20 protein-coding genes are annotated in these 23,735 nt (G+C 45.7%); 6 read left to right on the top strand and 14 right to left on the bottom strand.

The window, feature by feature from the left end; translation table 11 throughout:
• Window positions 1–3 precede the first annotated feature (3 nt).
• Window positions 4–1,302, top strand: a complete 1,299-nt coding sequence (locus tag AKL11_RS17505; protein WP_067519917.1) for an NAD(P)/FAD-dependent oxidoreductase — start codon at window positions 4–6, stop codon at window positions 1,300–1,302.
• Between the two features lie 328 nt (window positions 1,303–1,630).
• Here AKL11_RS17505 and AKL11_RS17500 read toward each other — a convergent pair whose 3' ends face one another.
• Window positions 1,631–2,116, bottom strand: a complete 486-nt coding sequence (locus AKL11_RS17500) for a DUF2753 family protein (protein WP_157673639.1) — start codon at window positions 2,114–2,116, stop codon at window positions 1,631–1,633.
• Window positions 2,117–2,386: 270 nt separating this feature from the next.
• Here AKL11_RS17500 and AKL11_RS17495 point away from each other — a divergent pair, with 270 nt between their 5' ends.
• Window positions 2,387–3,763: a class II fumarate hydratase gene (locus AKL11_RS17495; RefSeq protein WP_067519914.1), complete on the top strand. Its 1,377-nt coding sequence runs from the start codon at window positions 2,387–2,389 to the stop codon at window positions 3,761–3,763.
• A 5-nt stretch (window positions 3,764–3,768) separates the two neighbouring features.
• Here AKL11_RS17495 and AKL11_RS17490 read toward each other — a convergent pair whose 3' ends face one another.
• The 4 genes from AKL11_RS17490 to AKL11_RS17475 form a co-directional block, all read right to left on the bottom strand.
• The gene (locus AKL11_RS17490; protein ID WP_067519912.1) at window positions 3,769–4,350 is read right to left on the bottom strand and encodes a DJ-1/PfpI family protein; all 582 of its coding nucleotides are present in this window, start codon (window positions 4,348–4,350) and stop codon (window positions 3,769–3,771) included.
• A gap of 43 nt (window positions 4,351–4,393) precedes the next feature.
• A complete protein-coding gene (locus AKL11_RS17485; RefSeq protein ID WP_067519910.1) occupies window positions 4,394–4,711 on the bottom strand; it encodes a DMT family transporter in 318 nt (105 codons plus the stop codon).
• A gap of 74 nt (window positions 4,712–4,785) precedes the next feature.
• Window positions 4,786–5,565, bottom strand: a complete 780-nt coding sequence (locus tag AKL11_RS17480; protein ID WP_067519908.1) for a hypothetical protein — start codon at window positions 5,563–5,565, stop codon at window positions 4,786–4,788.
• Window positions 5,566–5,585: 20 nt separating this feature from the next.
• Window positions 5,586–6,968 (bottom strand): aminotransferase-like domain-containing protein, encoded by a 1,383-nt coding sequence (locus AKL11_RS17475; protein ID WP_067519898.1) that lies wholly within the window; start codon window positions 6,966–6,968, stop codon window positions 5,586–5,588.
• Between the two features lie 173 nt (window positions 6,969–7,141).
• Between AKL11_RS17475 and AKL11_RS17470 the strand changes: the two genes are divergently transcribed.
• Window positions 7,142–7,744, top strand: coding sequence for a LysE family translocator (locus AKL11_RS17470; protein ID WP_067519895.1), 603 nt, complete (start codon window positions 7,142–7,144; stop codon window positions 7,742–7,744).
• Window positions 7,745–8,144: 400 nt separating this feature from the next.
• Here AKL11_RS17470 and AKL11_RS17465 read toward each other — a convergent pair whose 3' ends face one another.
• From AKL11_RS17465 to AKL11_RS17445, 5 genes are all read right to left on the bottom strand, one after another.
• Window positions 8,145–8,723 carry a lysophospholipid acyltransferase family protein gene (locus AKL11_RS17465; protein ID WP_067519894.1) on the bottom strand — a complete coding sequence of 193 codons (579 nt, stop codon included), beginning with the start codon at window positions 8,721–8,723 and terminating at the stop codon, window positions 8,145–8,147.
• Between the two features lie 169 nt (window positions 8,724–8,892).
• Entirely contained in the window at window positions 8,893–10,239 is a 1,347-nt protein-coding gene (locus tag AKL11_RS17460; RefSeq protein WP_067519893.1) for a hypothetical protein, read from the bottom strand.
• Between the two features lie 177 nt (window positions 10,240–10,416).
• Complete coding sequence (dapD, locus tag AKL11_RS17455; RefSeq protein WP_067519892.1) at window positions 10,417–11,454, bottom strand: 2,3,4,5-tetrahydropyridine-2,6-dicarboxylate N-succinyltransferase; 1,038 nt, start codon at window positions 11,452–11,454, stop codon at window positions 10,417–10,419.
• A 29-nt stretch (window positions 11,455–11,483) separates the two neighbouring features.
• Window positions 11,484–11,828, bottom strand: a complete 345-nt coding sequence (locus AKL11_RS17450) for an ArsC family reductase (protein WP_172807319.1) — start codon at window positions 11,826–11,828, stop codon at window positions 11,484–11,486.
• A 149-nt stretch (window positions 11,829–11,977) separates the two neighbouring features.
• Window positions 11,978–12,406: a DUF1499 domain-containing protein gene (locus tag AKL11_RS17445; RefSeq protein ID WP_157673638.1), complete on the bottom strand. Its 429-nt coding sequence runs from the start codon at window positions 12,404–12,406 to the stop codon at window positions 11,978–11,980.
• Between the two features lie 133 nt (window positions 12,407–12,539).
• On the opposite strand from AKL11_RS17445, the gene AKL11_RS17440 reads away from it, so the two are divergent.
• Window positions 12,540–13,517, top strand: a complete 978-nt coding sequence (locus tag AKL11_RS17440) for a pentapeptide repeat-containing protein (RefSeq protein ID WP_067519890.1) — start codon at window positions 12,540–12,542, stop codon at window positions 13,515–13,517.
• A 26-nt stretch (window positions 13,518–13,543) separates the two neighbouring features.
• Here AKL11_RS17440 and AKL11_RS17435 read toward each other — a convergent pair whose 3' ends face one another.
• Complete coding sequence (locus AKL11_RS17435) at window positions 13,544–14,041, bottom strand: aminoacyl-tRNA deacylase (RefSeq protein WP_067519888.1); 498 nt, start codon at window positions 14,039–14,041, stop codon at window positions 13,544–13,546.
• Between the two features lie 328 nt (window positions 14,042–14,369).
• On the opposite strand from AKL11_RS17435, the gene nhaD reads away from it, so the two are divergent.
• Together nhaD and AKL11_RS17425 are read left to right on the top strand one after the other, a co-directional pair.
• On the top strand, window positions 14,370–15,755 hold the full coding sequence (gene nhaD, locus AKL11_RS17430; protein ID WP_067520522.1) for a sodium:proton antiporter NhaD: 1,386 nt from the start codon (window positions 14,370–14,372) through the stop codon (window positions 15,753–15,755).
• Window positions 15,756–15,900: 145 nt separating this feature from the next.
• Complete coding sequence (locus AKL11_RS17425; protein ID WP_067519886.1) at window positions 15,901–18,801, top strand: ankyrin repeat domain-containing protein; 2,901 nt, start codon at window positions 15,901–15,903, stop codon at window positions 18,799–18,801.
• Window positions 18,802–18,806: 5 nt separating this feature from the next.
• On the opposite strand, the gene AKL11_RS17420 is transcribed toward AKL11_RS17425, so the two are convergent.
• The 3 genes from AKL11_RS17420 to AKL11_RS17410 all read right to left on the bottom strand — a co-directional run bounded on the left by AKL11_RS17420 (window position 18,807) and on the right by AKL11_RS17410 (window position 23,532).
• The gene (locus tag AKL11_RS17420; protein ID WP_067519881.1) at window positions 18,807–19,409 is read right to left on the bottom strand and encodes an acyloxyacyl hydrolase; all 603 of its coding nucleotides are present in this window, start codon (window positions 19,407–19,409) and stop codon (window positions 18,807–18,809) included.
• Between the two features lie 146 nt (window positions 19,410–19,555).
• A complete protein-coding gene (locus AKL11_RS17415; protein ID WP_095210476.1) occupies window positions 19,556–20,776 on the bottom strand; it encodes a phosphatidylinositol-specific phospholipase C1-like protein in 1,221 nt (406 codons plus the stop codon).
• 113 nt (window positions 20,777–20,889) lie between these two features.
• Window positions 20,890–23,532 carry a parallel beta-helix domain-containing protein gene (locus tag AKL11_RS17410; RefSeq protein WP_067519879.1) on the bottom strand — a complete coding sequence of 881 codons (2,643 nt, stop codon included), beginning with the start codon at window positions 23,530–23,532 and terminating at the stop codon, window positions 20,890–20,892.
• Between the last annotated feature and the right edge of the window lie 203 nt (window positions 23,533–23,735).

Genomic DNA, 23,735 nt, shown 5'->3' with positions numbered 1-23,735 from the left:
ATTATGAAACTGAAAGCACCGGTACACACGGAGCAACATGCTGATTCGTATTACGCGGCATCGCTAAATTACACGACGGATTACCCATCTCTGGAAGGTCACCTGAAGGTGGATGTTTGTGTGGTTGGTGGTGGCTTTTCCGGAGTATCTACAGCCTTGGAGCTGGCGGAGCGTGGTTACAACGTTGCTGTTCTTGAAGCCAGAAAAATTGGCTGGGGTGCAACAGGGCGTAATGGCGGTCAGTTAATTCGTGGTATTGGTGAAGAGCCGGAGCAGTTTCGTAACCAGATTGGTGAAGAAGGTGTTGAAGCGATTTATCAGATGGGTTTTGAAGCCGTTGAGCTGGTGCGGCAACGCATTAAGAAATACGACATTCAATGCGATCTGAAAATGGGCTATGTGGATGCCGCCATCAAGGAAAAACAGATGGATGGTATTCGTGAGGATTATGAGTCACTAAATCGACGTAATTATGCCCATGAATTACAGCTGTTGTCGGGCAATGAAATTCAGGATTTCGTCGGTACTGATCGCTATATGGGCGGCATGGTGGACTGGGGTAGTGGTCATTTGCACCCTCTGAACCTCTGCTTGGGTGAAGCGAAAGCCGCAGAGAGCCATGGCGTGCAGTTTTTTGAACAGTCACCTGTCGTCAACATTCATAAAGGGTTGCAGCCTCGGGTTGAAACGGCAAAAGGCTCGGTAACTTGCCAGTTTCTGGTGTTGGCTGGTAATGCCTATATGGGGGGGCTTGAGCCAAAGATTGGCGGTAAGGTGCTTCCTGCAGGCAGTTACATTATTGCCACGGAGCCTTTGGAGGAAGGCGTCTGGCGCAGTTTGATACCCAACGATACGGCAATCTGTGATGTTAGTATTGCGTTGGATTATTTCCGGTTATCCGCAGATAAACGACTGTTGTTTGGTGGTATGTGTAATTACTCCGGGCGTGACCCAAAGGATATTCAAGCATCTCTAAGCCCGAAGATGCTAAAGGTGTTTCCTCAACTGGCGTCTACAAACATTGATTACCAATGGGGCGGGATGATCGGTATCGGCGCCAACCGGATGCCTCAGATTGGGCGGCTGGATTCAACCATCTATTATGCACAGGCCTATGCGGGACATGGAGTGAACGCTACCCATATGGCAGGCAAGGTTGTGGCGGAAGCGATAGCCGGACAGGCCGAGCGATTTGATCATTATGCGTCTATACGACATATGACCTTTCCTGGTGGTCATTATTTCCGTTCACCATTATTGGCCTTGGGCATGTTGTGGCATCAATTGAAAGAAGCTATTTAAAGAAAGAAGCTAAAAACTAAAGTCAGTGTGATCAGGCGGGTGCTGTGGTTGAAATGCCATCAGTACTTTGCCAATCACTCGATAGATGGATAACACCTTATAGCTCCTTAATCTGTGGCTTACTCTTAAGAGGCTGTCGCAAAAGGTGTTTAAAAACAGATCTCGTCGGTAACACGCAGGGTTGCCGACAATCAGCCTCTACAGCGCGGCGAGATGTCGGCAATTCTTGCAGAATTACCGACCTACGTGGTTTTGCGACAACCTCGAAGCATGGGAACGAGGTTTCTGGAGTTTTACGACACCCTCTTAAGTGCCCAGCCTTATGATATTAATGCAGTGTTGTTTGTACCTGCCTGTTTTCATTTATCAGTGGATTGCTGGCCGTGATAGTCTGATTGGCAGTATCATCTTGTAACCACCGTTCCGCTTCATCCAGATATTGCTGGCAGCATTTGCAGATGGGGTATTTCTTGGAAAATACCAATAATGGGGTGACGGTGCATTTAACGCTTCGGATCAGAGGAAATAGAAAAGCATCGGATAACCCGCCGGATTTCAACAATGTTGTCACTCTTCGATAAGGTTGTACCAGATATTCACTGGCTTTTTGCACAAGGCGTTGTTCCTCATAAAGCACAGCCAGATGATGCATGATGGCTATCCACTCCATCATCAGTTGCGGGTTGTCCAACTCATTGAACCAGGCATTTTCTACCATTTTACCGGCCTCAAGGTAGCTAGCTTCCGCCGCTGCCCAGTTGCGAAGTTGATACTGCTGGTTGGCTTGATGCATTTTCTGTTGCCAGGAAGTCACATTGCTCTCCCATTAAAAATTTCGATCTTATTGATAATAATTATCATTTGTATTTATGATCATAGGATATATAAACTGTTCATTCAAGATAAGGAGGTAGTGGTGACTCTTTGAATAGATCGAGCCACAGGGAATGTTGGAGCGTCTACGCTGGAAAAGAGGTAACGCATTGCCCGTCCGATAAAGAGTAACTGAGCGAATGAAAAGTTTTGGCCTGAGAAATTCAGGCTGCCGAGTATTTTTTTGATCCATCCGCAAATGAGGGTAGTCATGAGTACAAGAACTGAGAAAGACAGTATGGGAGCGCTGGAAGTGCCTACTGAAGCACTCTATGGCGCGCAGACTCAGCGGGCGGTGAATAACTTCCCTATCAGCCATCAGGGAATGCCAGAAGCCTTTATTCGATCATTGTTGCTGGCAAAAAAAGCGGCGGCCATGGCGAATATCAAATTGGGAACACTGTCTTCTAGTCTGGGGAGCGGCATTGTCTCGGCAGTGGATGAATTGTTAGGTGAGCCGAATCTGATACAGCACTTTCCGGTGGATGTGTTTCAAACGGGATCGGGCACCAGTTCAAACATGAACGCGAATGAAGTGCTGGCGACGTTAGCCTGCCGCCATGCTGGTGAAACCGTCAATGCCAACGATCATGTGAACTTTGGGCAAAGCAGTAACGACATTATTCCCAGCACTATTCATATCAGTGCGGCCATTGAGGTGAAGCACAAGCTGCTGCCAGCGCTGGAGCATTTATCCGCCACGATCAAACATAAAGCGGATTCGGTAAAAGATTATGTGAAAACCGGGCGCACGCATTTGATGGATGCCATGCCGGTCAGAATGGATCAAAGTCTGCTGGCCTGGAGCGCTCAGATTGATCAGAATATTCTCACAATCACACGGCTTCAGCCGGATTTGATGACCCTTGCTCAAGGCGGCACTGCGGTTGGAACGGGCATCAATGCCCATCCTGATTTTTCCAAAGCCTTCAGCGAAGCGCTAAATGGTGTGACCGGCTTGCAGTTTACCCCTGCTGAGAACCTGTTTGCCCTTATCGGTACTCAGGACATTGCTGTCTCAGTATCCGGCGCCTTGAAAACGACAGCGGTCTCATTAATGAAAATGGCGAATGACCTGCGCTGGATGAACTCCGGACCGTTGGCCGGGCTTGGAGAAATTGAATTGGAAGCGCTGCAGCCAGGATCTTCCATTATGCCGGGCAAAGTGAATCCGGTCATTCCGGAAGCCACGGCGATGGTGGCAGCGCAGGTGATGGGGAATGATGTCACGGTTTCTGTGGCGGGACAGTCGGGTAACTTTGAGCTGAATGTCATGTTACCCGTCATAGCTAGAAATCTATTGGAAAGCATCACCTTGCTAGCAAACGTCAGTCGTCTTCTGGCTGATAAGGCTATTGCTACCTTCACGGTTAATGAAAGCAACCTTAAACAGGCACTGTCGAGAAACCCGATTCTGGTCACGGCTCTGAACCCTATTATTGGTTATGCAAAGGCGGCAGGCATTGCCAAGCAGGCTTATAAAGAAGGGCGGTCAGTGGTTGATGTGGCTGAAGAGAACACAGACTTATCCCGTGATGAGCTGGAGAAACTGCTGGATCCCCGTAAGCTCACGGAAGGTGGGTTGTAAAGCGCTCATCGCTGTTGCCAATCGTAATCCATTTGTCTTGCCGTTTTTTCTGCCAGTTCACGGCTGTGAAGACGGCTGACGATGTGCAGGCTCATATCTATACCCGCAGAAATGCCTGCCGAAGTCATGATGGCGCCTTCATCGACCCAGCGTACTGACTCTTCTACTTTTAGTTGAGGAAACTGTTTGCGAAGGTCTGGGATATCCTCCCAATGTGTGGTGACTTTTTGATGGGTTAACACACCTGCGGCTGCCAGAAGAAAGGCGCCAGTGCAAACGGATGCGGTTAACGATGCATTCTCTGCTTGAGCTTTTATCCAGTTAAGAACCACGGGTTTATCCATTTCAGCAACATGCACACCACCAACAACGATCAGCACATCCAGTGTCGGGTGGTTATGAAAACCGAAGTTTGGAACAACGGTGTAACCGCCCCGGGCAGAGACCGGTTCACCATCTTCACTGATCAGAATCGGGGATAGCTGAGTATCGGATGATGAGAGACGTGTTGCTGTCGAGAACACTTCAAAGGGGCCAGAGAAGTCGAGTACTTCAGCCTGTTGGTATATGTAGATGCCGATATTCATTGTTTGTTCTTTTTATACACGGTAGTCGATTTTGGTCGTATGATTAGTTAGCCAGCTTTAATACGGCGACGCCGGAAATAATCAATAGAACGCCAAAATATCTCATCAGCGTCGCAGGCTCTCCATAGAAATGAATGCCAATGAAGAATGCACCGGAAGCTCCCAACCCTGTCCATATTGCGTAGACTGTACCGAGCGGGATTTCTCTCTGGGCAAGCCACATGGTGTAGCCGCTCAGGCTGATGCAAATCATGGCGATTAATACACCTTGCCATCGGGTTGATGGGTTCTGTGCAAACTTAAGTCCGACAGGCCAGCCTATTTCAAATAAGCCCGCCAAAAGTAGGTAAAACCATGCCACGCGTGCGCTCCTGAACTATTAAATGTTAAACCAAACGCTGAATGTTAGTACATATTGCAAAGGCCGCCTTTAATTTACTCAGACCAATTGATTTCGCTGGCGGTTAAAGGACCTATCCGTGTTTGAGAAAGGCTTCTCGGCATTTTACTTTCAGTTGGAGAGATAGGAATATGACCAGCCATCAGCTCGGCCATTTTCTGTGGATAGCGAGGTGTCTGTTCCGGTGCCGCATAGCCTTCTGGAAAGATAGGTGTGCCCGTGGCCAGATCGTATTTATCCGTTGCTCCCAGTGTATGTAGTAATTCGTGAACGATAACCACATTGTTGCTGTTGGTATAACGACGATCGCCGTAAGCATTTACAATACCCACCATACCTTTTTGCAAACCCACTGAATGCTCAAGAACCGGTAATTGTTCGGGATCATGATAAATGACATAGAGGTGTATATCGGCTCCGGCCAGACTGCTCTCGCTTTTCATTTGTCGGTGCCAGTATCGCAATTTCATGGACCAAAGCATGGTGGAAAACAGAGTGCGATCAGCAGGCAGAGCAGGAGGCTGCTCATGAAGCGGTTGCCCTACCTGAAAAGTGATAGGGCTGATATCGGTTCCGATATTGATTCCATATCGTTGGGCTTCCTGACTGATGAATTGTTCGACCTTTTTAAAGTGCCAGGATTCCACATGATTCAGGTATTCTTCTGTTTTACGACTGTGGTCGCCATTAATCGGGTGAATAGCAACCGTTAACGGTGCGTTCCAGTCGGTACTTCGTACTTGTGGCAGCCAGCTGTTTAGCCCAACCATCGCCAGAATAGTCAGCAGGATGAATACTCTAATTTTTTTAAACATGGATATTCCGAACCGCCTTTTTATAACGAGAATTCGGCCACGGGCTGAGTGGCTAACAATGATTTTATGGTTTTCAATCCGCTGGTCAGGGTATCAAGATTATCCGGTGCACTGAAGGATAAACGCACTGCGGGTGGAATGGCGTAGCCCGGGGGGACGAATAACTCAGCGGATTTTACCGCGATCCCTTCCGTTTTCAGAGCCGCAAGAAAGTCACTTAAACTCCAGGCTTCGGGCACCGGCAGCCAGGCATGAAAGCAATCTTCTGCGGTTTGAATACCCGTATCGGCCAGAAGGCTGCAAACCAGTTGCCGACGTTGACGAATATCCTGACGAATATAATGAAGCGTTTGGTCAGCGGAGCCTTGTTCTATCAATTGGCAGGCAAGGCCTGTTAGTAACGGGCTCACCATCCAGCATTGATTTTGAATAGTCGACATAAGTTGTTTATAAAGCGCTTCCGGTGCATGAACGTAACCAACCCTTAGCCCGGGTGCTAAAAATTTGGACAGCGCTCCTACATAGATGACGTGTTCCTGATCAAGGTTAACCATGGCTTCCGGGCGGTGTTCCGGTAGTAAGCCATTGACGTCATCTTCGATCAGATAAACATTGTGCTGGCGACAAACATCCAGAATCTCCTGTCGCCGTTGCAGCCCCATAACCGCAGTCGTTGGATTCTGAAGTGTCGGCATGCTGTACAAAAAACGTGGCTGATATTGGCGGCAGGCATTGTCCAATGCTTCAGGCAGTAATCCCTGATCGTCCATAGCGACAGGCTTCAGTGTCAGTTGCTGCTGTCGAGCAAGGCTGATCAAGCCGGGATAGGTCAGGTTTTCTACCAATAAGTTGTCGCCTGCTCGACTGAATGCTGACAGTACTAACTGTGTGGCGTTCTGTGCACCAGAAGTAAATAACAGACGATCGCTGGATAATTTCAGCCCGAGTGTTGAGAGCCACCCCACCATTGTTTCGCGGTGCTCAGCAATGCCAGCCGCAGAATGATAAAGGAGTAGGTGATTGATCTGTCGCGGGTCTTCCGTTAAGGCCGACATAGCCTGTTGCATCATTTGACTGCGGTCGAATGAGGGTGGAATGTTGAAACCCAATTCGCACTGGCTATTATCCAAATCGTTGCTGAATACCCAGTTTGCCTTACGGTGGTCACGAACATAAGTTCCGGCTCCAACCCGTGCTTCTACTAATCCCCGTCGTTCCACTTCCCCATAAGCTCGGGTGATGGTTCCCACGGTGACGTGCAGTTGGTCGGCCAGACGTCGATGGGTAGGTAGTTTGCTGCCAGGCAGCAGCAGCCCGGCATTGATCTGCTCTGCCAGTGCATCGGCGATTTGTCGATACAGAGGGCCTTTTTCAGTTTTGAGGGCGTTAATTGCAATTGTCATGGTGACAATAAAACCTTTGACGTCTTTTTGATCAGGGGTTAGTGTCCATAATGTCTGATAATTGCAAGACATTCAAAGGAAGTAATGGCAAAGGAAGTAATGGAAATTGTATCGATACAATTTTAAGTGTCGATTAGGTATCGTTAGGTATAGAAAGATTGTTGGGAGACTGCATGTTGGAATATCAATTTATCCTGTCTGTTGCCATCTTTGCCGTGGCTATGACGGGCACCCCAGGACCAAACAATATGATGTTGACAGCATCAGGGGCTAATTTTGGCTATTGGCGTTCTTTACCCCATATTGTGGGTATTGGTCTTGGTGTGGTTGTGCTGATTCTACTGATGTCAGCAGGGTTGGGTGCGGTGTTTCAGAAGTTTCCCATCGTACAGGAGGTATTGAAGTGGATCTCCAGCGCCTATCTTCTGTTTCTGGCTTGGAAAATTGGCTCTGCACCAGCACCTGAGCAACATGATGCCCGTGTCGCCCGCCCGATGACGCTGATACAAGCAGCCACATTCCAGTTTGTGAACCCAAAGGCCTGGGCGATGGCGATTACGGCCATTGGAAGTTTCACTTTGGGCGGCGATCAATATTGGTTATCGGCGTTGATGATCGCGCTGGTTTTTTGGGTTGTCGGATTCCCCTGCATCTCCTTATGGACTGGTTTTGGCACATTGATTGGTAAGGCGATCCGCAGCCCTGGTCAGTGGCGGGTATTTAATGGAGTGATGGGTTTTGCCACGGCATCCTGTTTGTTGTTCATCTGGACGTAACCGCATAAAAAAGCTGACGAGAGCTTTCTTCTCGCCAGCTGATAAAGTTTAAAAAAAAGCAAGCATCGACTTCAGCAAAGATGAAGACATACTGCCGTAATCACTTACAAAGAAACCAAACCCCCAATTCATAATGAAATTCAACGTAAACCTCCAAGTTAGTTTAATGATTGTTTAGTGTTTAGCGTCGTCTTCGACCGATCTGATGTTCATTAGTTCATAATGGAAACTAACTTATTGGCGCTATTATTTATTTTATTGATTGCTATTTTGAATATCATTTACTGGCGTGTATCCCGCCAAATCATTTGGTTTTTTCGAGACCGAAAGATTAGCGTTAGTTGTCAATTTCACAGGAGGAGATGGGAAGGGGGAGCGGTCCATCCGTGGACAATGAAGATCAGGCGAATTTACGTGGGTGTTTACCCGTCATGTCTTTATAAAAATCCTGAATCTTGATCAGGTCAGCTTCATAATCACCGGTTGGTGAAAACATAGGGCCAAAGCCGCCTACTTTTTTCTTGAAGTCCAGAAAACTCAGAGCAATGGGGACGCCCGCGCTGTGGGCTACATGGTAAAAACCACTTCTCCACTGTCGTACTTTACTTCGGGTGCCTTCTGGGGGGATGGCAACGGCCAGCTCAGTGCAACTGTTGAATGTGTCCACTACTTGTTGCACAAGCCCATTGGCTTTATTGCGATCTACTGGAATGCCGCCAAGCCATCTCATGACGCTGCCAAAAGGGCCTTTGAATAAGGTGTTTTTCCCCATCCAGAACACTTTGATGCGAAAGGTAAAGGCAAACGCAATAATGAAAATGAAATCCCAGTTACTGGTGTGGGGAGCAGCAATAATGACATACTTACTGGCATCAGGGCGTTGACCTTCCAGTTTCCAGCCGAAGAGCTTGAGGCCAATCCGAGACAAGAGACGGAAGAAGCTGTTGATTACGGGGGTGTCGAAGATGGTACGGCGCATTAACTGCAGAAGCTCCGGAATGGTTATTATTGTTGACTGAGAAACGCAAAGTCGTCACTGGTAGGCGAGCATTCTGGATGCCCAATCATACCAGTTAGATCTCATTGCTCAGTGGATTCAGAGCGTATAGTGCTGTTGCTTCCTTTGCAATATATAAACTGATCTTTGTTCAGCTTTCTTTGGTGATCGTTAGCTGTGCTACGTGGAGGTTATTCAGTGGTTTCTCCTGCAAGATGTATTTATCAGGAATCTTGTGGGCATACTGCTCGAAAGTACTTTTAGACATATTCAGGCCCAATATAAAACCGCTACCAACTTGTCCGCAGTCGCCTATTTGAATAGGTGTGCAGTGTTGGTCTCGTAATATTTCGGAACGAATGTCTTCACCTCCCAGAACGTCACAGCCAAAATGCTCAGAGGGTACTAATAAAAGAACGGGTGGCTTCTCTTTGCCTATCAGGTGCTTAAATAGTTCATTGTCGGGGCAAGTGGCAATGTATAAGACCTCGAACTTTTCAGATTTCTGTTTGTAGGCTATAGCGATTGTCCCTGCCTCGATTTTAAGAGTCTTTACTCCCGGCCAAGCTTGAGAAGCAGGTATTTTGCGTATATCAGCAGTGACCTGAACTTTTCGATTAATGCTGTTGAGTGCGCCACTGGTTAAGCCAATACCCGCCCCAAGCTCAATTCTTATTTTGGGTAAATAAGTCAGCAGTTCTTTTAGTTTGTTTAAAAATGGCGTGCTGAAAATTTCATAAATACAACCCTCTGAGCCATGTCCACCACCGAGAATAACCGGCGATACGAAGTTGAAGAGTAAGCAGTTCAATACAAATGATTTTACATTATGGACTCCGGTTGGCTCACACATGCTTTGTTGTAGTGTCTTTATTGCATCGTATTTATTGGAGCCTAATGGTAGTAATGACTTCAGAGCTACTCTTATTTGGGTACCGGTCAGTATTTTATCCGGAAATTGTCTACTTTGAATTGTAGCCAGAGCAATGATCTGATCTTTCAACATCTGGATAATCCCATCATTGGTGTATTGATGTGTATCGACTTCCAGTTTTCGAATAGCTTCGCTCATGGCTACTAGTGCTTGCTCTCCGGCAATGTCAGTAACACCTGCTTCTTTCAGATGGTTCTCCCAGAATCGATTTATTACAGAGCTGTTTTGAATGGCTTTTTCTAGCAATGGGGGAAACTTATCGAAATCGAAAATAGGGTTGATTTTTTGTTTAGTCGCTTCCAGATCACCGGGAGTGAGAGCTTGATAGATTGGATTTAGACATTCCAGGCCAACTGGCGGCTCAGAAACCTTGCTGTGTGCATTGAGAATCGATATTTTTTCGAATGATGAGAGAGGAGTCGGTTCTAGCCTTTCTGTTTCCTTTGGGATTTCTTTTTTTACTTCAGTAGGTATTGCGCTGGTTGAATTGTTTGGTGCCTGACCGTTTGTGTAACTATTAGAATGCAGTTTGGCAGAGAGTGTAACGGAAGAGGGTGTGCTCATTTAGTATTACTCTGAGATGCTTTATAGACGTTAAGCTTCAAAAGTAGACTAAAAACAACGTAGAAAGTTTCGATGTTGTACGTGCATTAAGGTTTGGATGATAAGAGGTTCGAGTAGACATTCGATAGGATTAGGTGCCCGGAAAAGCAGTTTCCGGGCTAGATTTTGCTCCTAGTGTCAGTTATGAGAATGCAGCTCGTCATTCAACTCAATAGCAGATTTGTTGGTCAGGCATTCAATCGTACCGGTCAACGAATTACGACGGAATAACAGGTCGGATTTTCCAGCCAGATCACCGGCTTTAATTACTTCTACCACGGTTTTTTTGTCATCCAGAATCTGAACTTTGCTGGCGGCGGTGAGATAAAGACCTGCTTCAATAATGCAACGGTCACCCAGTGGGATTCCCAGACCAGCATTCGCGCCAATCAGGCAGTTCTCGCCAACAGAGATAACAATGTTGTTACCACCGGACAGGGTGCCCATGGTGCTGCAGCCGCCACCCAGATCAGAGCCTTTGCCGACCATGACGCCGGCAGAAACACGACCTTCGATCATGCTAGTGCCTTCAGTGCCTGCATTAAAGTTGATAAAACCTTCATGCATGATGGTGGTGCCTTCACCGACATAGGCTCCCAGACGAACACGGGCCGTATGGGCAATGCGTACACCGGCAGGTACCACGTAGTCGGTCATTTTCGGGAATTTATCCACGGAGTTGACACTCAGTAAACGACCTTCAGCACGGGCCTGAAGTTGTCGGGCAGGCAGTTCTTCCAGATCGACAGCGCCTTCGTTGGTCCAGGCAACATTTGGGAGCAATGGGAAAATGCCCTGAAGGTTTACACCGTGGGGTTTTACCAGCCGGTGAGAAAGCAGATGCAGTTTTAGATACGCTTCCGGGGTGCTGGTCGGTACATCGTCAGTTTCCAGAATGGTGATCACTCTGGGCTGCGCACTTTCTTCCAGACTCCGGGTAATGGTGGCCAGTGTCGTTTCTTTGTTATCAACAAACAGATCTTCCAGGGCGTGGAGGGTTTTGCTGTCCAGCTCAATGGATTGGTTGCCACCGGTATAGCCCACAAGGCTGGAGATTTTTGCCAGCAGGGCGGAGTCCGGGTTTAGCACGGGGTTTGGGTAGAACACTTCGAGCCACTGGTCTTTCTTGTTTTTGCTACCAACACCAATGGCCAGGCTGAAATACTGATGACTCATTTATCATTCCTTAGTTTATTCGATGTAACTCAAGATAACAGGTGGCTGTATTGCTTTTCACTGAAACCGAGAATTTTGGTTGCACCGGTATCCAACAAAGGACGTTTGATCATCGCTGGTTGTTCCAGCATTAGCTCAAGAGCGCGCTCTTTGTTGATCGATGCTTTTACTTCTTCAGGCAGTTTGCGCCATGTGGTGCCACGGCGGTTCAGTAGCTGTTCCCAGCCCAGCTCTTCAGCCCAGTTCGCTAGAGAAACCAGATCCAGGCCATCTTTTCGATAATCATGGAAATCGTACTCTAGCCCATTGTTATCCAGCCATCGTCGGGCTTTTTTAATGGTGTCGCAATTAGAGATGCCGTAGATTGTTAGCACATTGTCTCCGATTACCATGGGTTCGCTTGTCTGTCTCTACTGCCTACTGATGGCTACGCAGTCCGGTATAGCAGGAGATGCAGGTAGCGAATTCAGGGCGGCAATTGTACACAAATTTAGTGTTGTTTGCGTAGGCGGAAAAGCCCTCGTTATTCGACCAACTCTGCTTTCAGGCGCTGTCTCAGGCTCTCTATCTGACGGCGGTTGGCGCCGAAATCGTAGTAACCAACTCGGGAAGCCGATTTAACATCAACCCGTCCATCACCGTTGATCAGTAAAATAATATCGTCTTCAAACTTAAACAGTTGGCTGGTACGCACGGCGTGGATAATGTGTCCATTACTGCCGCTTATGTCGATGTTGGAGGACTTTTCCAGAGCGTTGACCAATATGTCGTGGATTTTGGCTTTGTCGCTTTCTTTGAACATAAAGGGGGCAATAAATTGTTGCCCCTCAACCAGGCTACTGACGCAGTTCGGGCTTTCTGGGCAGGGGAGGCCGTCAGTGTTTGCCTGGCTTAGCAACGGTGTCAGTAGCAGGCTGGTTAGAACAAGAAGATGTCTTATTTTTGTACTCATGGTGCTTATTCCAATCTGTTTAGACAAGCATTCTAATTGACTATGCCAAGGTCTGCACCCCTTACCGGCAGGTACAGTCTGGATAAGGGTGGACGATATATTCAGGAGAAAATCAGCAGACTCAGGCTCGATCATGGAACTATCGCTCGGAATCGATGAACAATGTGTATTTTCTGGTAAGACAGGGCGATGCTGTGACGAGGTAGAACCCGGTCGTCGTTTTTGTTTCTGGCATGATCCGGAAGCGGATAAGTCGACGGCCGACGTGAAAGTCAGATTAGAGAAACGTGCTCGCACAGGTCGCCCTATGGAAGGTTTTTTACTGATCAAGGCTAACCTTGAAGGCGTGAATCTTGTGAACCATGAGGGATCGACGGCCTATCGATTGATTCATTCTGACTTGAGTCGTGCGTCGCTTCATAATGCCCATTTGTTTCGGTTGGATCTTTCCGGATCCCGTCTGTTTAAAGCTGACTTGTCCCATGCGAATTTGCATCGTGCCAATTTGGAAGGTTGTAATCTTCTGGGCGTTAAACTTCGGGACTGTTCACTGGATCATATTAACTGGGGCGACCAGTTGTATCAGGAAGCGCAAGCGGTTGCCTGCCCTGAAAAAGCCGTGTCTATTTATGAAGAAGCGGAAGAGTCCGCCCGGAATATTCGCAGACAATGTGAGCGCCTTGGCATGATGTCGGTAGCTGGGGATTTTTACTACCGGGAAAAAGTGTATGAACGACGACAGATGCCAAAATACTCATTGAAGCGGTGCTTCTCATGGTTGGTGGATATCGTTAGCGGCTATGGCGAATCGCCCCAGAAAGTTATCGGGTGTTCACTGGTATTGATTCTGTTGTGTTCATTCGCTTACCTGTGCACAGGGATTCTGGATAATGGTGCAGTGGTTCGTTTTGATCAAAATCAGGCCCTGGGGGTAAATCTGATCTATTGGCTGGATTGTCTTTATTTCAGTATCGTCACCTTTACCACCCTTGGGTATGGGGATTTAACGCCATTGGGGTTATCTCGCGTCGTTGCTGCCTTTGAGGCGTTCTCTGGCAGCTTTTCACTGGCTCTGTTTGTGGTATTGTTTGTAAAAAAAATCATACGATAGAAGTCGTTAAACTTTTTAAGTCCTTGTTAATCCTTTGAGTACGCTTCCATTTCTTCCGGTGGGCAACTGATCGCTGCGTGAGGTTCCCCTTGCAGTAACTGCTTGAATTGCTCCCGTTGAAGATGCACCAACTCTCGATGATTCCCGCCCTGAAAGTACAAATCCTGCACTGCGTTGAGCTCGTCATCCCAGCAGGTTTTAATTCCATATGCCGTCCCTATGGCCGGTATCGCACCACTTTCACAATCTGGGAACAGCTCTTCCAATCCATGCTCACTGACCAGATGAAGGTGACGATTCAGTTTGGAGTTCACCCAGCGCAGCATTAATTTGTTAACGGAAGGAAGAATGGTCATGACATAGCCTTGCTCATCTTTGAGAACCACGGCTTTGGTCATATTCTTGGCGGGTACGCAGGCGACATTGGCTGTATTGAGTGCGCCATCGGAGTAAGGGTGGGAAACCACTTCATAATCGATGTCGTTCCGGTTCAGAAATGATTTAAGCCTTGGAGCAATAGACATCAAGCATCACCTGAAAATAACAAGACAGTTGTCGTTTAGTGCAAGCATCGCTGAGTGCAAACATTAAGCTAACTAAACTGAACAATAGTTTGTATAGAGTGTATACAGGAAATTGGGCGACCGTTTGACAATGTGCCGAATTTTTAATCGATTGTGTTCTTAAAATGTCCGTTTTTAATCCAGACTGCTTTTTGCACTTCCTCTTCCGTGCCTGTATCCTTGCGCGCGAATTTTACAGAATTTTTAATTAGACTTTTAATTAGAGCTTTCAATGCACACGCTGGTGGCAAAGGATGCCGTGTACCAGTTACTAAAGATGAATACAATAATGAAAAGACTCCTCTCTCTGGCAGCTTTAGCTTTGCTGCCTTCTTCCGCCACCGCTGCTGATCAGGTTCTGGGTATGACATCCAGCCCTTTGGCCTGGGCTTGCATCGTAATTTTTGTGGTTGCCTACTGTCTGGTTATGGCAGAAGAGCAGTTGCATCTCAGAAAGTCTAAACCGGTGATTATGGCCGCGGGCTTGATATGGGCTTTGATCGCCTTTATGGCCTCGGCAAAAGGTGTCAGTCATGAAGAGCTGAAAAGTGCGGTAATGCACGATCTGGAAGAATATGCGGCGATGTTCCTCTTCTTGCTGGTGGCCATGACGTATATCAACGCCATGGAAGACCGGCAAATTTTTGCCACGCTTCGATGCTGGTTGATCACCAAAGGTTTTAATTACTTTGGGCTTTTCTGGATCACCGGTATTTTGGCCTTTTTTATCTCGCCAATTGCGGATAACTTGACCACGGCGCTATTAATGGGCGCTGTTATTATGGCCGTAGGGGAGGGTAATCCACGCTTTATCACTCTTGGCATGATCAACGTGGTGGTGGCTGCCAATGCAGGGGGCGCGTTCAGTCCTTTTGGCGATATCACTACTCTGATGGTTTGGCAGGCGGGCAAAGTGGAGTTCTTTAAATTCTTCACGCTCTTTATCCCTGCCGTGGTTAATTACGTGATTCCAGCGGCGATCATGAGCCTCTTTATTCCTAAGGGGCGTCCGATGGGGGTACAGGTTCAAAGCCAGATTCGTCGTGGCGGCCTGATGATCTGCTTTTTGTTCCTGGTGACGATTTTTCTGGCCGTCAGCTTTGAAAAAGTGCTTGGTCTACCGCCGTTTATGGGCATGATGACCGGTTTGGCCTTGCTGATGTTTTACACCTACTTTATGCATATTCAGGGGTTGACCAGTGGACGTCGTTTAACGGCTCGTCCACATGGGCCGGAAGAAACCAAAATGGATGTGTTCAAAGAAGTTGCCCATGCCGAGTGGGATACCCTGTTGTTCTTCTTTGGTGTTATTTTCTCTGTTGGCGGGTTGCGTTATATCGGTTATTTGGATGTGGTTTCGGAATCCATGTATGCAGGCCTTGGTGCCACCTGGACCAATATTATTGCCGGTGTAATTTCCGCCGTAGTGGATAACATCCCTGTGATGTTTGCCATTCTGGGTATGAATCCAGAGATGGATACGTTCCAGTGGTTGTTAATTACGTTGACTGCAGGTGTGGGTGGTAGCTTGCTGTCTGTAGGTTCTGCTGCCGGTGTTGCGTTGATGGGAACATCAAAAGGGCTTTATACCTTTGTTTCTCACTTGCGTTGGAGTTGGGCTATTGGCCTGGGTTATGCAGCCAGTGTTTGGGTTCATTTCCTGATTAATGGATAAATCCTAGATCAGAGATAAACTGAGAAAGCCGACTTTTTATAAGAGTCGGCTTTTTATATTGTGATAAAAATCATTAAGAATATTGGTTGCAAGCCGTTTGGTTGTTCAACCAACAGGTGCTTCTGTTTTAACGATCAGGATGTTAATGAATATTGCCTCTCAGAGCCGGCAGCTTATATTGCAGGGTACTACCCAGAAAGTTGAAAAAGAAGAGGGTGAAGGCCATCAACCTTCTTGCAAAATAAGCTTACGAGAGATCGGGTTTGTTGACTCTGATGACTTAATTGAAATTAACTATATGTCTACGGAGGGTATATCACAAGGTATTGAATCAATCGTATTTTATCATATCGAGCAGGTATTCTATCGAGTGATGGCTGTTTTAGGTGTTAAGCAAGATTTGTTTATATCCGGTAGTCGAGCCTACTTGCATCATGTTGAGAATATGTTGAGTCAGAAACAACGAAGTGAAGATGTCGACCAAATTGCCATTGAAGAATTACTATCCAATCAAGAATTGCAAAATATCAGGATGAACAGTGATTATGATGTCGTGACAACCCGTGTTGATTCTACGCTTGAACCATGGGGAAAATTGTTTTGTAAGGTGTTGCAGCAATTGAACAGGCATGATTTTACTGTTGAAATCTCGGAAAAAACAGAAAATTGTCTTTTTATTAATGAGGATGTTCCTGCGCTGGATATAAAAAAAACAGGTGTGGTTATTACGGGTTCAGTACAAAGCCTGCATGTTCATCGTGAACGTGAAATCGTATTTAAAATGGATGTGGTCTCTCCGGATTCAGCAAATGCTAAGTTGGGGGGAGCTGATGTCACAGATCTTGATTTCCCGGTTTTATGGCGGTCAGAGGTTGCCAGATATAGTGTTGATGTTAAAGGGAATAGTTATGAAGTGCCGTTGGTCACATTTGAGCAAGTGTTATCGGATATTAATTATCTTATAAATAATATGTCTGAATGTGATGCGAGGTTGCGAGATAAATTTATCGGTAGAAGAGCTCTCTTGTACAGTATGTTGAAAAATAATGCCCTAAACCTTGAAGGTTTGGAGTATGAGAATAATAAAGATGAGTTTTTCTATGGTTTTTCTCCTAAAAATATCAGCAATAATAGAAAGCAGAGAAATGGTTTTATTGCGAATAGCCTATTTTGTTTAAAGGAAAATGAGTGTTTATTAAATTCAGAGTCTGATCAACCAGTGCTAGCTTACGATGTTGGTAGATCAGAGCTAATTAAAAAAGAATTTTGTGAGGGTGATCGGTTAACTGGGGAGGTTACAAACTCAGTAAATAGCGACGATTTTAATTGTGTTGGTTTTTCAAAAGAAGCCGACTGTGTCAGTGGGGTAAAGGTTGATCATGATGTTTCCACTATTCAAGGGGGGAGTTTCCAATCTTTGCCAAATGTAAGTGGCGCAGGTTTGAATGATTTATCCTGTGTGATTGGTGAGGTGTTGGAAGAAAGCATTGAGACCATAAAAAGTAATGAAAGTCATGATGATATCGTACCAAAAAATAAAGGCAGAAGATCTAAAAGAAAGAGGAGGGCTAAGGAAGAGTTTAAAAAAAATATTATCCCGGTATCTCCACAAAAGGCGTTGTCGTCTTCTGTGGATAGTGCGTATCGGGGAGAGGTGTTTGCAGATCAAGGTGGCTTAAAAGATTTTTTTGTTTATATGGATCTAGTAGAGAAATATAAAGCCACTGAAATTATTGAGGCGAAAGATAAAGTTGATTTTGTTCATACAAGATTAATAAAGGTATTGGTCGGTGAGATAAAATCTCGAAATGGCAATACTGATCTATTGAAGTCTATTCAAAAAAAATATTTGCTGAATGTCATAACGCTTGAAGATTCAGTGGGTGTTGAAAGTCTTCCTCCATTATTTCATGTACTTAGGTGTGGCTTTGTGCTGAAACAGGATGACTGGTTTTTTCTTGTTCGAGAAAAGAAAGTTGATGTTGATCAGGTTGTTTTGTTTCGGTTTCGTGGTTTATTAATGGCTGCCAGTTTATTGAATTTCATGCTCTATTTGGCTATTCATACAAAGGATTCTGGTTTACGTAAGTCGTATAGCGAAAGTGTGTGTAATTTGTTGTTGTTTGGTGCGCGTTGCGACTCTCTTTTTTTTAGAATTGAAGAATCGCCAACTGGTGAATTGCGGCCTTCTTCCATGGCTTTTCCTTTAACGTTGGCTATAGAGACTGGGATGTGGGACTGTTTTAGATTGTTAGTAAGCAAAGGTAGTAATGTTAATCAGCCTGCGGTTGGTAAAAATTATGTTATTTATCCTCTATTTATCATGGTGAAGCAGTATGCACTTCATTTTAGTGAGGTAATGGAGGGTGTGGCGAATACGCTTATTGAATGTGGGGCGGATGTCAACGCAGTCTCATATATTGTTAAGCAAAAAACCAAGACTTGTGAAACGGCACTTTCAGTGCTGATGTGTAGTTCGGATGACAGAAATGAGATAAATGAACTGGTTAAATTACTTCTTATAAGTGGTGCTCACCCAGATAAATTTGATAGCACGGTTATGGGGCCATCTACAGCCCTTGAGCTGTCTATTTCAAATTTTCAGTTGGAGTTTCTTAAACTATTAGTACAGTATAAAAATGAAAACTATACGCTTAATGTAAATTCTTATAGGACGTTGGTTAGATCGGGGCAAGCTTCTCATATATGTTTGCTTCAATATTGTATGGAGGAGTACTTTTACAGGGTTAAACAAGCCTGTTTGATTTGGGGTGAGCAAAAAATACGAAGAACAATTAATGGTCTTGAGTCGATTTTTAGAGGCTTTTTTTCATGTCTTATTAATAATGGGGCACGCGTTTCTGTTTTTTTGAACTCAACGTCTATGGAAGCGAAGATTGTTGCTATTGATGAATCTTACAGGGAAATTTGCGATCAGATAAATGAGGAGCATGGCCAGAAATATGGGTTCACACTGAATCGTTACTTGCTGGATGAATTTTATCCAACCAGTATCAATGAGAACAAAGCTCCTGATTATATTTAAGTAGTTTACCTGAAACGATAGGTCAATTGCAGGGTTTGAAAATCTATTCCCTCATTGGCATCGTGGATATACGCATTTGAGTAATGCATCCAACCATAACTGATTTCGAAATCTCTATTTTCACCCAAAGCCATGCCAATCATAGCGCGAATTTCAAACTGCCAGTTTCCCCCCATATTGATGCCAGTCAGGTGCTTCTGTTCAATATCCTCTTCGCTTTGATAGCTAAGGCCAACGCCCATATCCAGAAATGGGTAAGAGTTTCCCCATGCTGGCTGTTGACTGGTCAGGCGAAAGACCGGGCTTACGCTTATCTGGTTGACGCTATCAGCACCGATTCTTTGGTTGTTGAAAGCCGGATTCAATGAGCTATTCCACTTTCCAAGAGCCAGCTCAACATAGCTTTGTAATTGAGTATTTTCAGATGACCAGAGTTCGTTGCTAACCTCCCAAATCAGGCCAAGTCGATATTGTTGGATATCAGCAGTGCGGTTGGCAAATGGGCTGAAAAAGTTGCCGTGGCCAACGCTGACTCTATCGGGTTGCCAGTCGGCTTGTGAAATGTTGGATATTAAAATAAGTGCAACAAGAAGATACCCACGGTTCATTTCCAAGCCCTGTGTTAGGAGTGCTTAGTTGGTATCGTGGGAATTTTGTTGTTCTTGAGTAGGTCTGAAAAGAGATTAGTGTAAATGTAGGGAGCATGCCGGGTCAGAGATCTGTCCCGGTGTTATCGTCTTTTGACTAATAAATATTACAGCGCATTATCATCACAGGCGTTTGAAGCGCTGACTGGGTTGCACCTTGCTATACCTCCGCCGGGAATTGAAACTGAATAATTATTAAATTCTGGGCGGTCATCCGGTACAGGGTAGTCGGTGCTGATAAAGTGAGCGCCAGAATTAAAGGCATCTTCCTGTCTCATCGTATTATTCTCTTTTGCCTCATTTGTGTCAGCATCGGCTCGTGTTCGAACAAGATACCCTCTTTTCGAAAGGTCTTTGATGCTATCAAAGTTGCTGACCGGGTTGTTAAATTTAGTAAATGCGGCTTCTGGTGTTCCTGGGGCTGAGTCTGTAAACATGACTCTTCCGGATAAGGAAGGATGACCTTCAATGTATAGAGTGCGAGCAGCATTATTGTTATCGAGGGCAAACATGATTTTACCGCGAGCATCTGAGAGAAGAGGCCAGCCTTGGGTCAAAATGGCTTCTTCCAATGTTGATGCGTCGCCACGTACGCTGTCTGGAGTGATGAGTTTTGAGTCGGGGAATACTGAGCGAATTTCCTCATCAATTTCATTAAGTCCATCGGCATCGAATGGCAAAGGAATGGCAAAGCCTATACCAGGATCAGGGATAACCTCATCCTTAGCTTCAATCAGTACCGTTATTGGCAGGTGATTTGGGTTGCTGTCAGACCATGTTTTAATTTCAGAAAGGCACAAAATAAATGTGTAGCAAGTGCTCTCGTAATCAATTTCTTGAATATGAAGTACTTTGAGTCCCGGTTGGTTGAGTTCTGCTATACCTGACGCAGGATCCTTTCCAAGTAGTGCAAGCACGCTTCTATTTGCATATCTTCCACCATCTGGATCAAGAAATACATCGAGTTCTATTTGTCGTATACCTTGCGCTTCAAACTGTTCAGTTAAGCTCGAGTGCCTGTATTCCAGAGTTGGGATAATTAGATCAATTTTGGTGTCTCTAATTGCATCTGCATACGCTTCAGGTAAAAGACCCAGGTTATTGGCAATGAAAACGACATCATCAGGTGGTTTTGGGTGGTAACTATTGTGAGTTCCTAAATATTGAACTTCGTTCATTCTTACACCGGAGGATGAGTTTTCTGTATTCGCATCGGTTGCAGCTGGTGTGCTTGAACTGTCATCTTTACAGGCAGATAAAAAACCAATGGTTCCGACGATCATCAACACCTTTATAAAATATGATGAGATTGAGCTTATTGTTCTCATTTTTGAGCATCCGAAATTATTATTGTTCTTAGCCTTCGTGAATACGCAGCATGGTTATCTTGCATGCTAATAAAGAAGCAGAACCAGTTTTCTGGTTCTGCTATGGAAGGTAGTTATGTTGGGCGATCGCACACTTGTTCAGGTAGGCGGTTGATCCATTCGGCGATCAGCTCAACACCCGCATCGTGAGATAGGCTTCTACCAATTTCTGGCATACGGTCACCAGGATCTGTACTTACCATGCGGTAATGCATGATCGAATCTTCAGCATCGCCCGGGACAACATCATAAGATGAGACAGCATCAGTACCATAGGCAACGGGTGTCTTACAGGCACCGTGCGCAGTTGAATTACCTTCGTAACTACGCCAATACTCTAGGTTGAGGCCTGTATTGGAGGCATTTCCTTCATTGCGGTGACAGTGAGCACAGTTGATATCCAGATAACCTTTACCGAGATTCATGATCTCTTCATCTGACGCTACTTTCAGATCACCATTACCCAGTAAGCCAAATTTTGGAATTGTTGGTAGTGATGCCAGATCTGCCGGTACCCCACTCAAAATACCCATGTTAGACCACATGCTCAGTTGGTTTGAGGTTCCTGTTGTGTACATGAAGTCTTTGTTCAGGTGTCGGGCTTTTGGTCCTATAGGTTCAAACCGGACGCCTTCAGTATCTTGATATTGGTGGCACTGCACGCACTGGTTAATGCTTGGTATGGTGTACTCAAAGGTTAAGGCTTCACCGTCATGAACTACTGATTGATTGATAACCCTTCCTGCTTTTGCCAGTGTTGCGTCGTCTTTCGTCGGGTTCCAGGCGAAAGGCAAGGCATCCCATCCATGAGCTCGGCGAATCAGTAGACGAGTCTCCAGTAACTCTTCATTTGCATTACCGGGGGTGCTGGTGTTGTCCGGCATAGCAAAGGTTTTCACCAGAACGGAGCCTACCGGGAAGGTAAACACTTCCTGATCCTGATATTCCGCGGTTTCACCGTTAGGTACAAATACATAGCGATACTTGCTGCTGTAATCGGAAAATAGAGCGGTGTTCAGATCGTAAGGCAAGCCACTGTTATCGGTGGTTTCTCCCTTTGGATTGGTGTTGTCAGAGAATAGGTTGTAGTCGGACAGGTTCGGGCAGTTGGCTTCCTGTAACGCGCTCCAGTTGACCCCGGAGGTATCTAAGTCGCATAACGCTTCGTTGCCATTACCATCAAGGCCTCCATCACCAATCCCAATATCACCTTGACCTGCTTTGAAATTACCACCATCGCAGCCCGTTACGTCGTCGTCTACTCCACAGCCAAAGATATCGCTGCCATAGGTGACAAGGTGGACAGGAAGCGAGGGCTGGGTGCAGTTCATCAGTTCCAGTGATGGATCAGCAGGGTTGGGGGTATACGCGAAAGCAGGGGTAGGACTTTGCTGATCACCTAGAAAGATCTGGCCTAATGAAATATCGCCATTATTGGTGGCGCAGATATTATCGGACCCATCTTCTGCAAATGGTGGCTCTGCATTTCCAATACCTGCCTCTGCTGTCAAACCGGCATTGGCAAAGAACTCTCCCATGCCGTCATAAAGAATGGCTGGGAAGCTGGGCGCACCAACCGGACCCATATAAGTGCTAATAATATCAGCTATCAGCTCTCCATCAGGGTCATAACCGGTGTTTGAAATTTCATTGTTGTGGATGTAAATATTTCTTGGAATAAAACGCCATCCATCAGCGATGGTGCTACCGTGTTTAAACACAAATGCGCCCAAATCCGGGCCTTCTGCAATCAAATAACTGGAAACCGCCACAGCCATGGTCTTGTGATCTTCAATGATATTATTGAAAACTTCGACGCCACCGGTGGAAAGAATAATAACGCCAGTGCCCGGCGGAACAATGTGGACGCCACCCTCAAAGGTTCCGTCTGTTGCAAAGTTTTCAGTGTTGTTACTAATAACCCGGTTATTGAATACACGAACACTGTTGCCATAAAGCTGGTTGCCTATGGGGAGGTCGAAAACCAGAATGCCGCCCGTATTCCCAGTGGCTTCATTATCATAGACATCTGCGTATTTTGAGTTTTCAATCTCAATGCCGGCCACATTCTCTTTTGCAATATTACGACGGACGACAATGTAATCTGATTGACCAACATAAATACCTGCATCTGCAGAACCCCGAACATAAGAGTCTTCAATCAGTACATTTTGGCACTCTACCGGATAAAGGCCGTAGGCACCATTATCTTCATTCAGTTCGCCTTCCCAGACTGTGGAAACACGGCGCAGGATGATGCCATTGGTATCTTTCAGTTTGATACCATTATTTTTGGCTTCGTAAACACCCAGGTCTTGAATGGTAATATTGTTGGTGTTTTGAACATAAATGCCGTCGCCGGAGTCCGCATTTTCAAAATCCAGTATGGTTTCGTCCATGCCATACCCTGTGATGGTGACATTCCGCGCATTGGCAGTGCTGCCATCAAATAGCAGAGTTCTATCAATTTCAAAGCGGCCTTCTGGAAGAACAATAGTGTCTCCATTATTTGCTTCGATAAAGGCTTCGGATATGTTTTCGCCAAGATTGCCTTCTGTCGAAACAAAAATGGCATTATCAGGGAAGTTTGAGTTGTCGGTGGAGGTTGTGGTGTTATCGACAGCATTGTCGTTGCCGCCACTCCGGCATCCAGCCAGATTTAGTGCTAGCACTGAAGCCAGCAGAGCTGGTACAAGCCAGGACTGCTTAATCCTCATATTTTTTCTCCATTATTATTATTTGTTTTGGAGTTGTTGAATGGACAGTGCTTACAACATAGTACATACGTACTATTCATCCATAAGGATTACGCTAGCATCTTTTTAAATGGTTGGCGATATGGAAATGTTATTCAGATTTTATTTTTTGATATTTATTGGGAATTGATGGTGCTTGCTGGTTTTGAAAATAAGAGGGAATA

This window comes from Endozoicomonas ascidiicola, from assembly GCF_001646945.1.
Classification (GTDB): Bacteria; Pseudomonadota; Gammaproteobacteria; order Pseudomonadales; family Endozoicomonadaceae; genus Endozoicomonas; species Endozoicomonas ascidiicola.
This window is presented reverse-complemented; position numbering and strand designations above follow the sequence as displayed.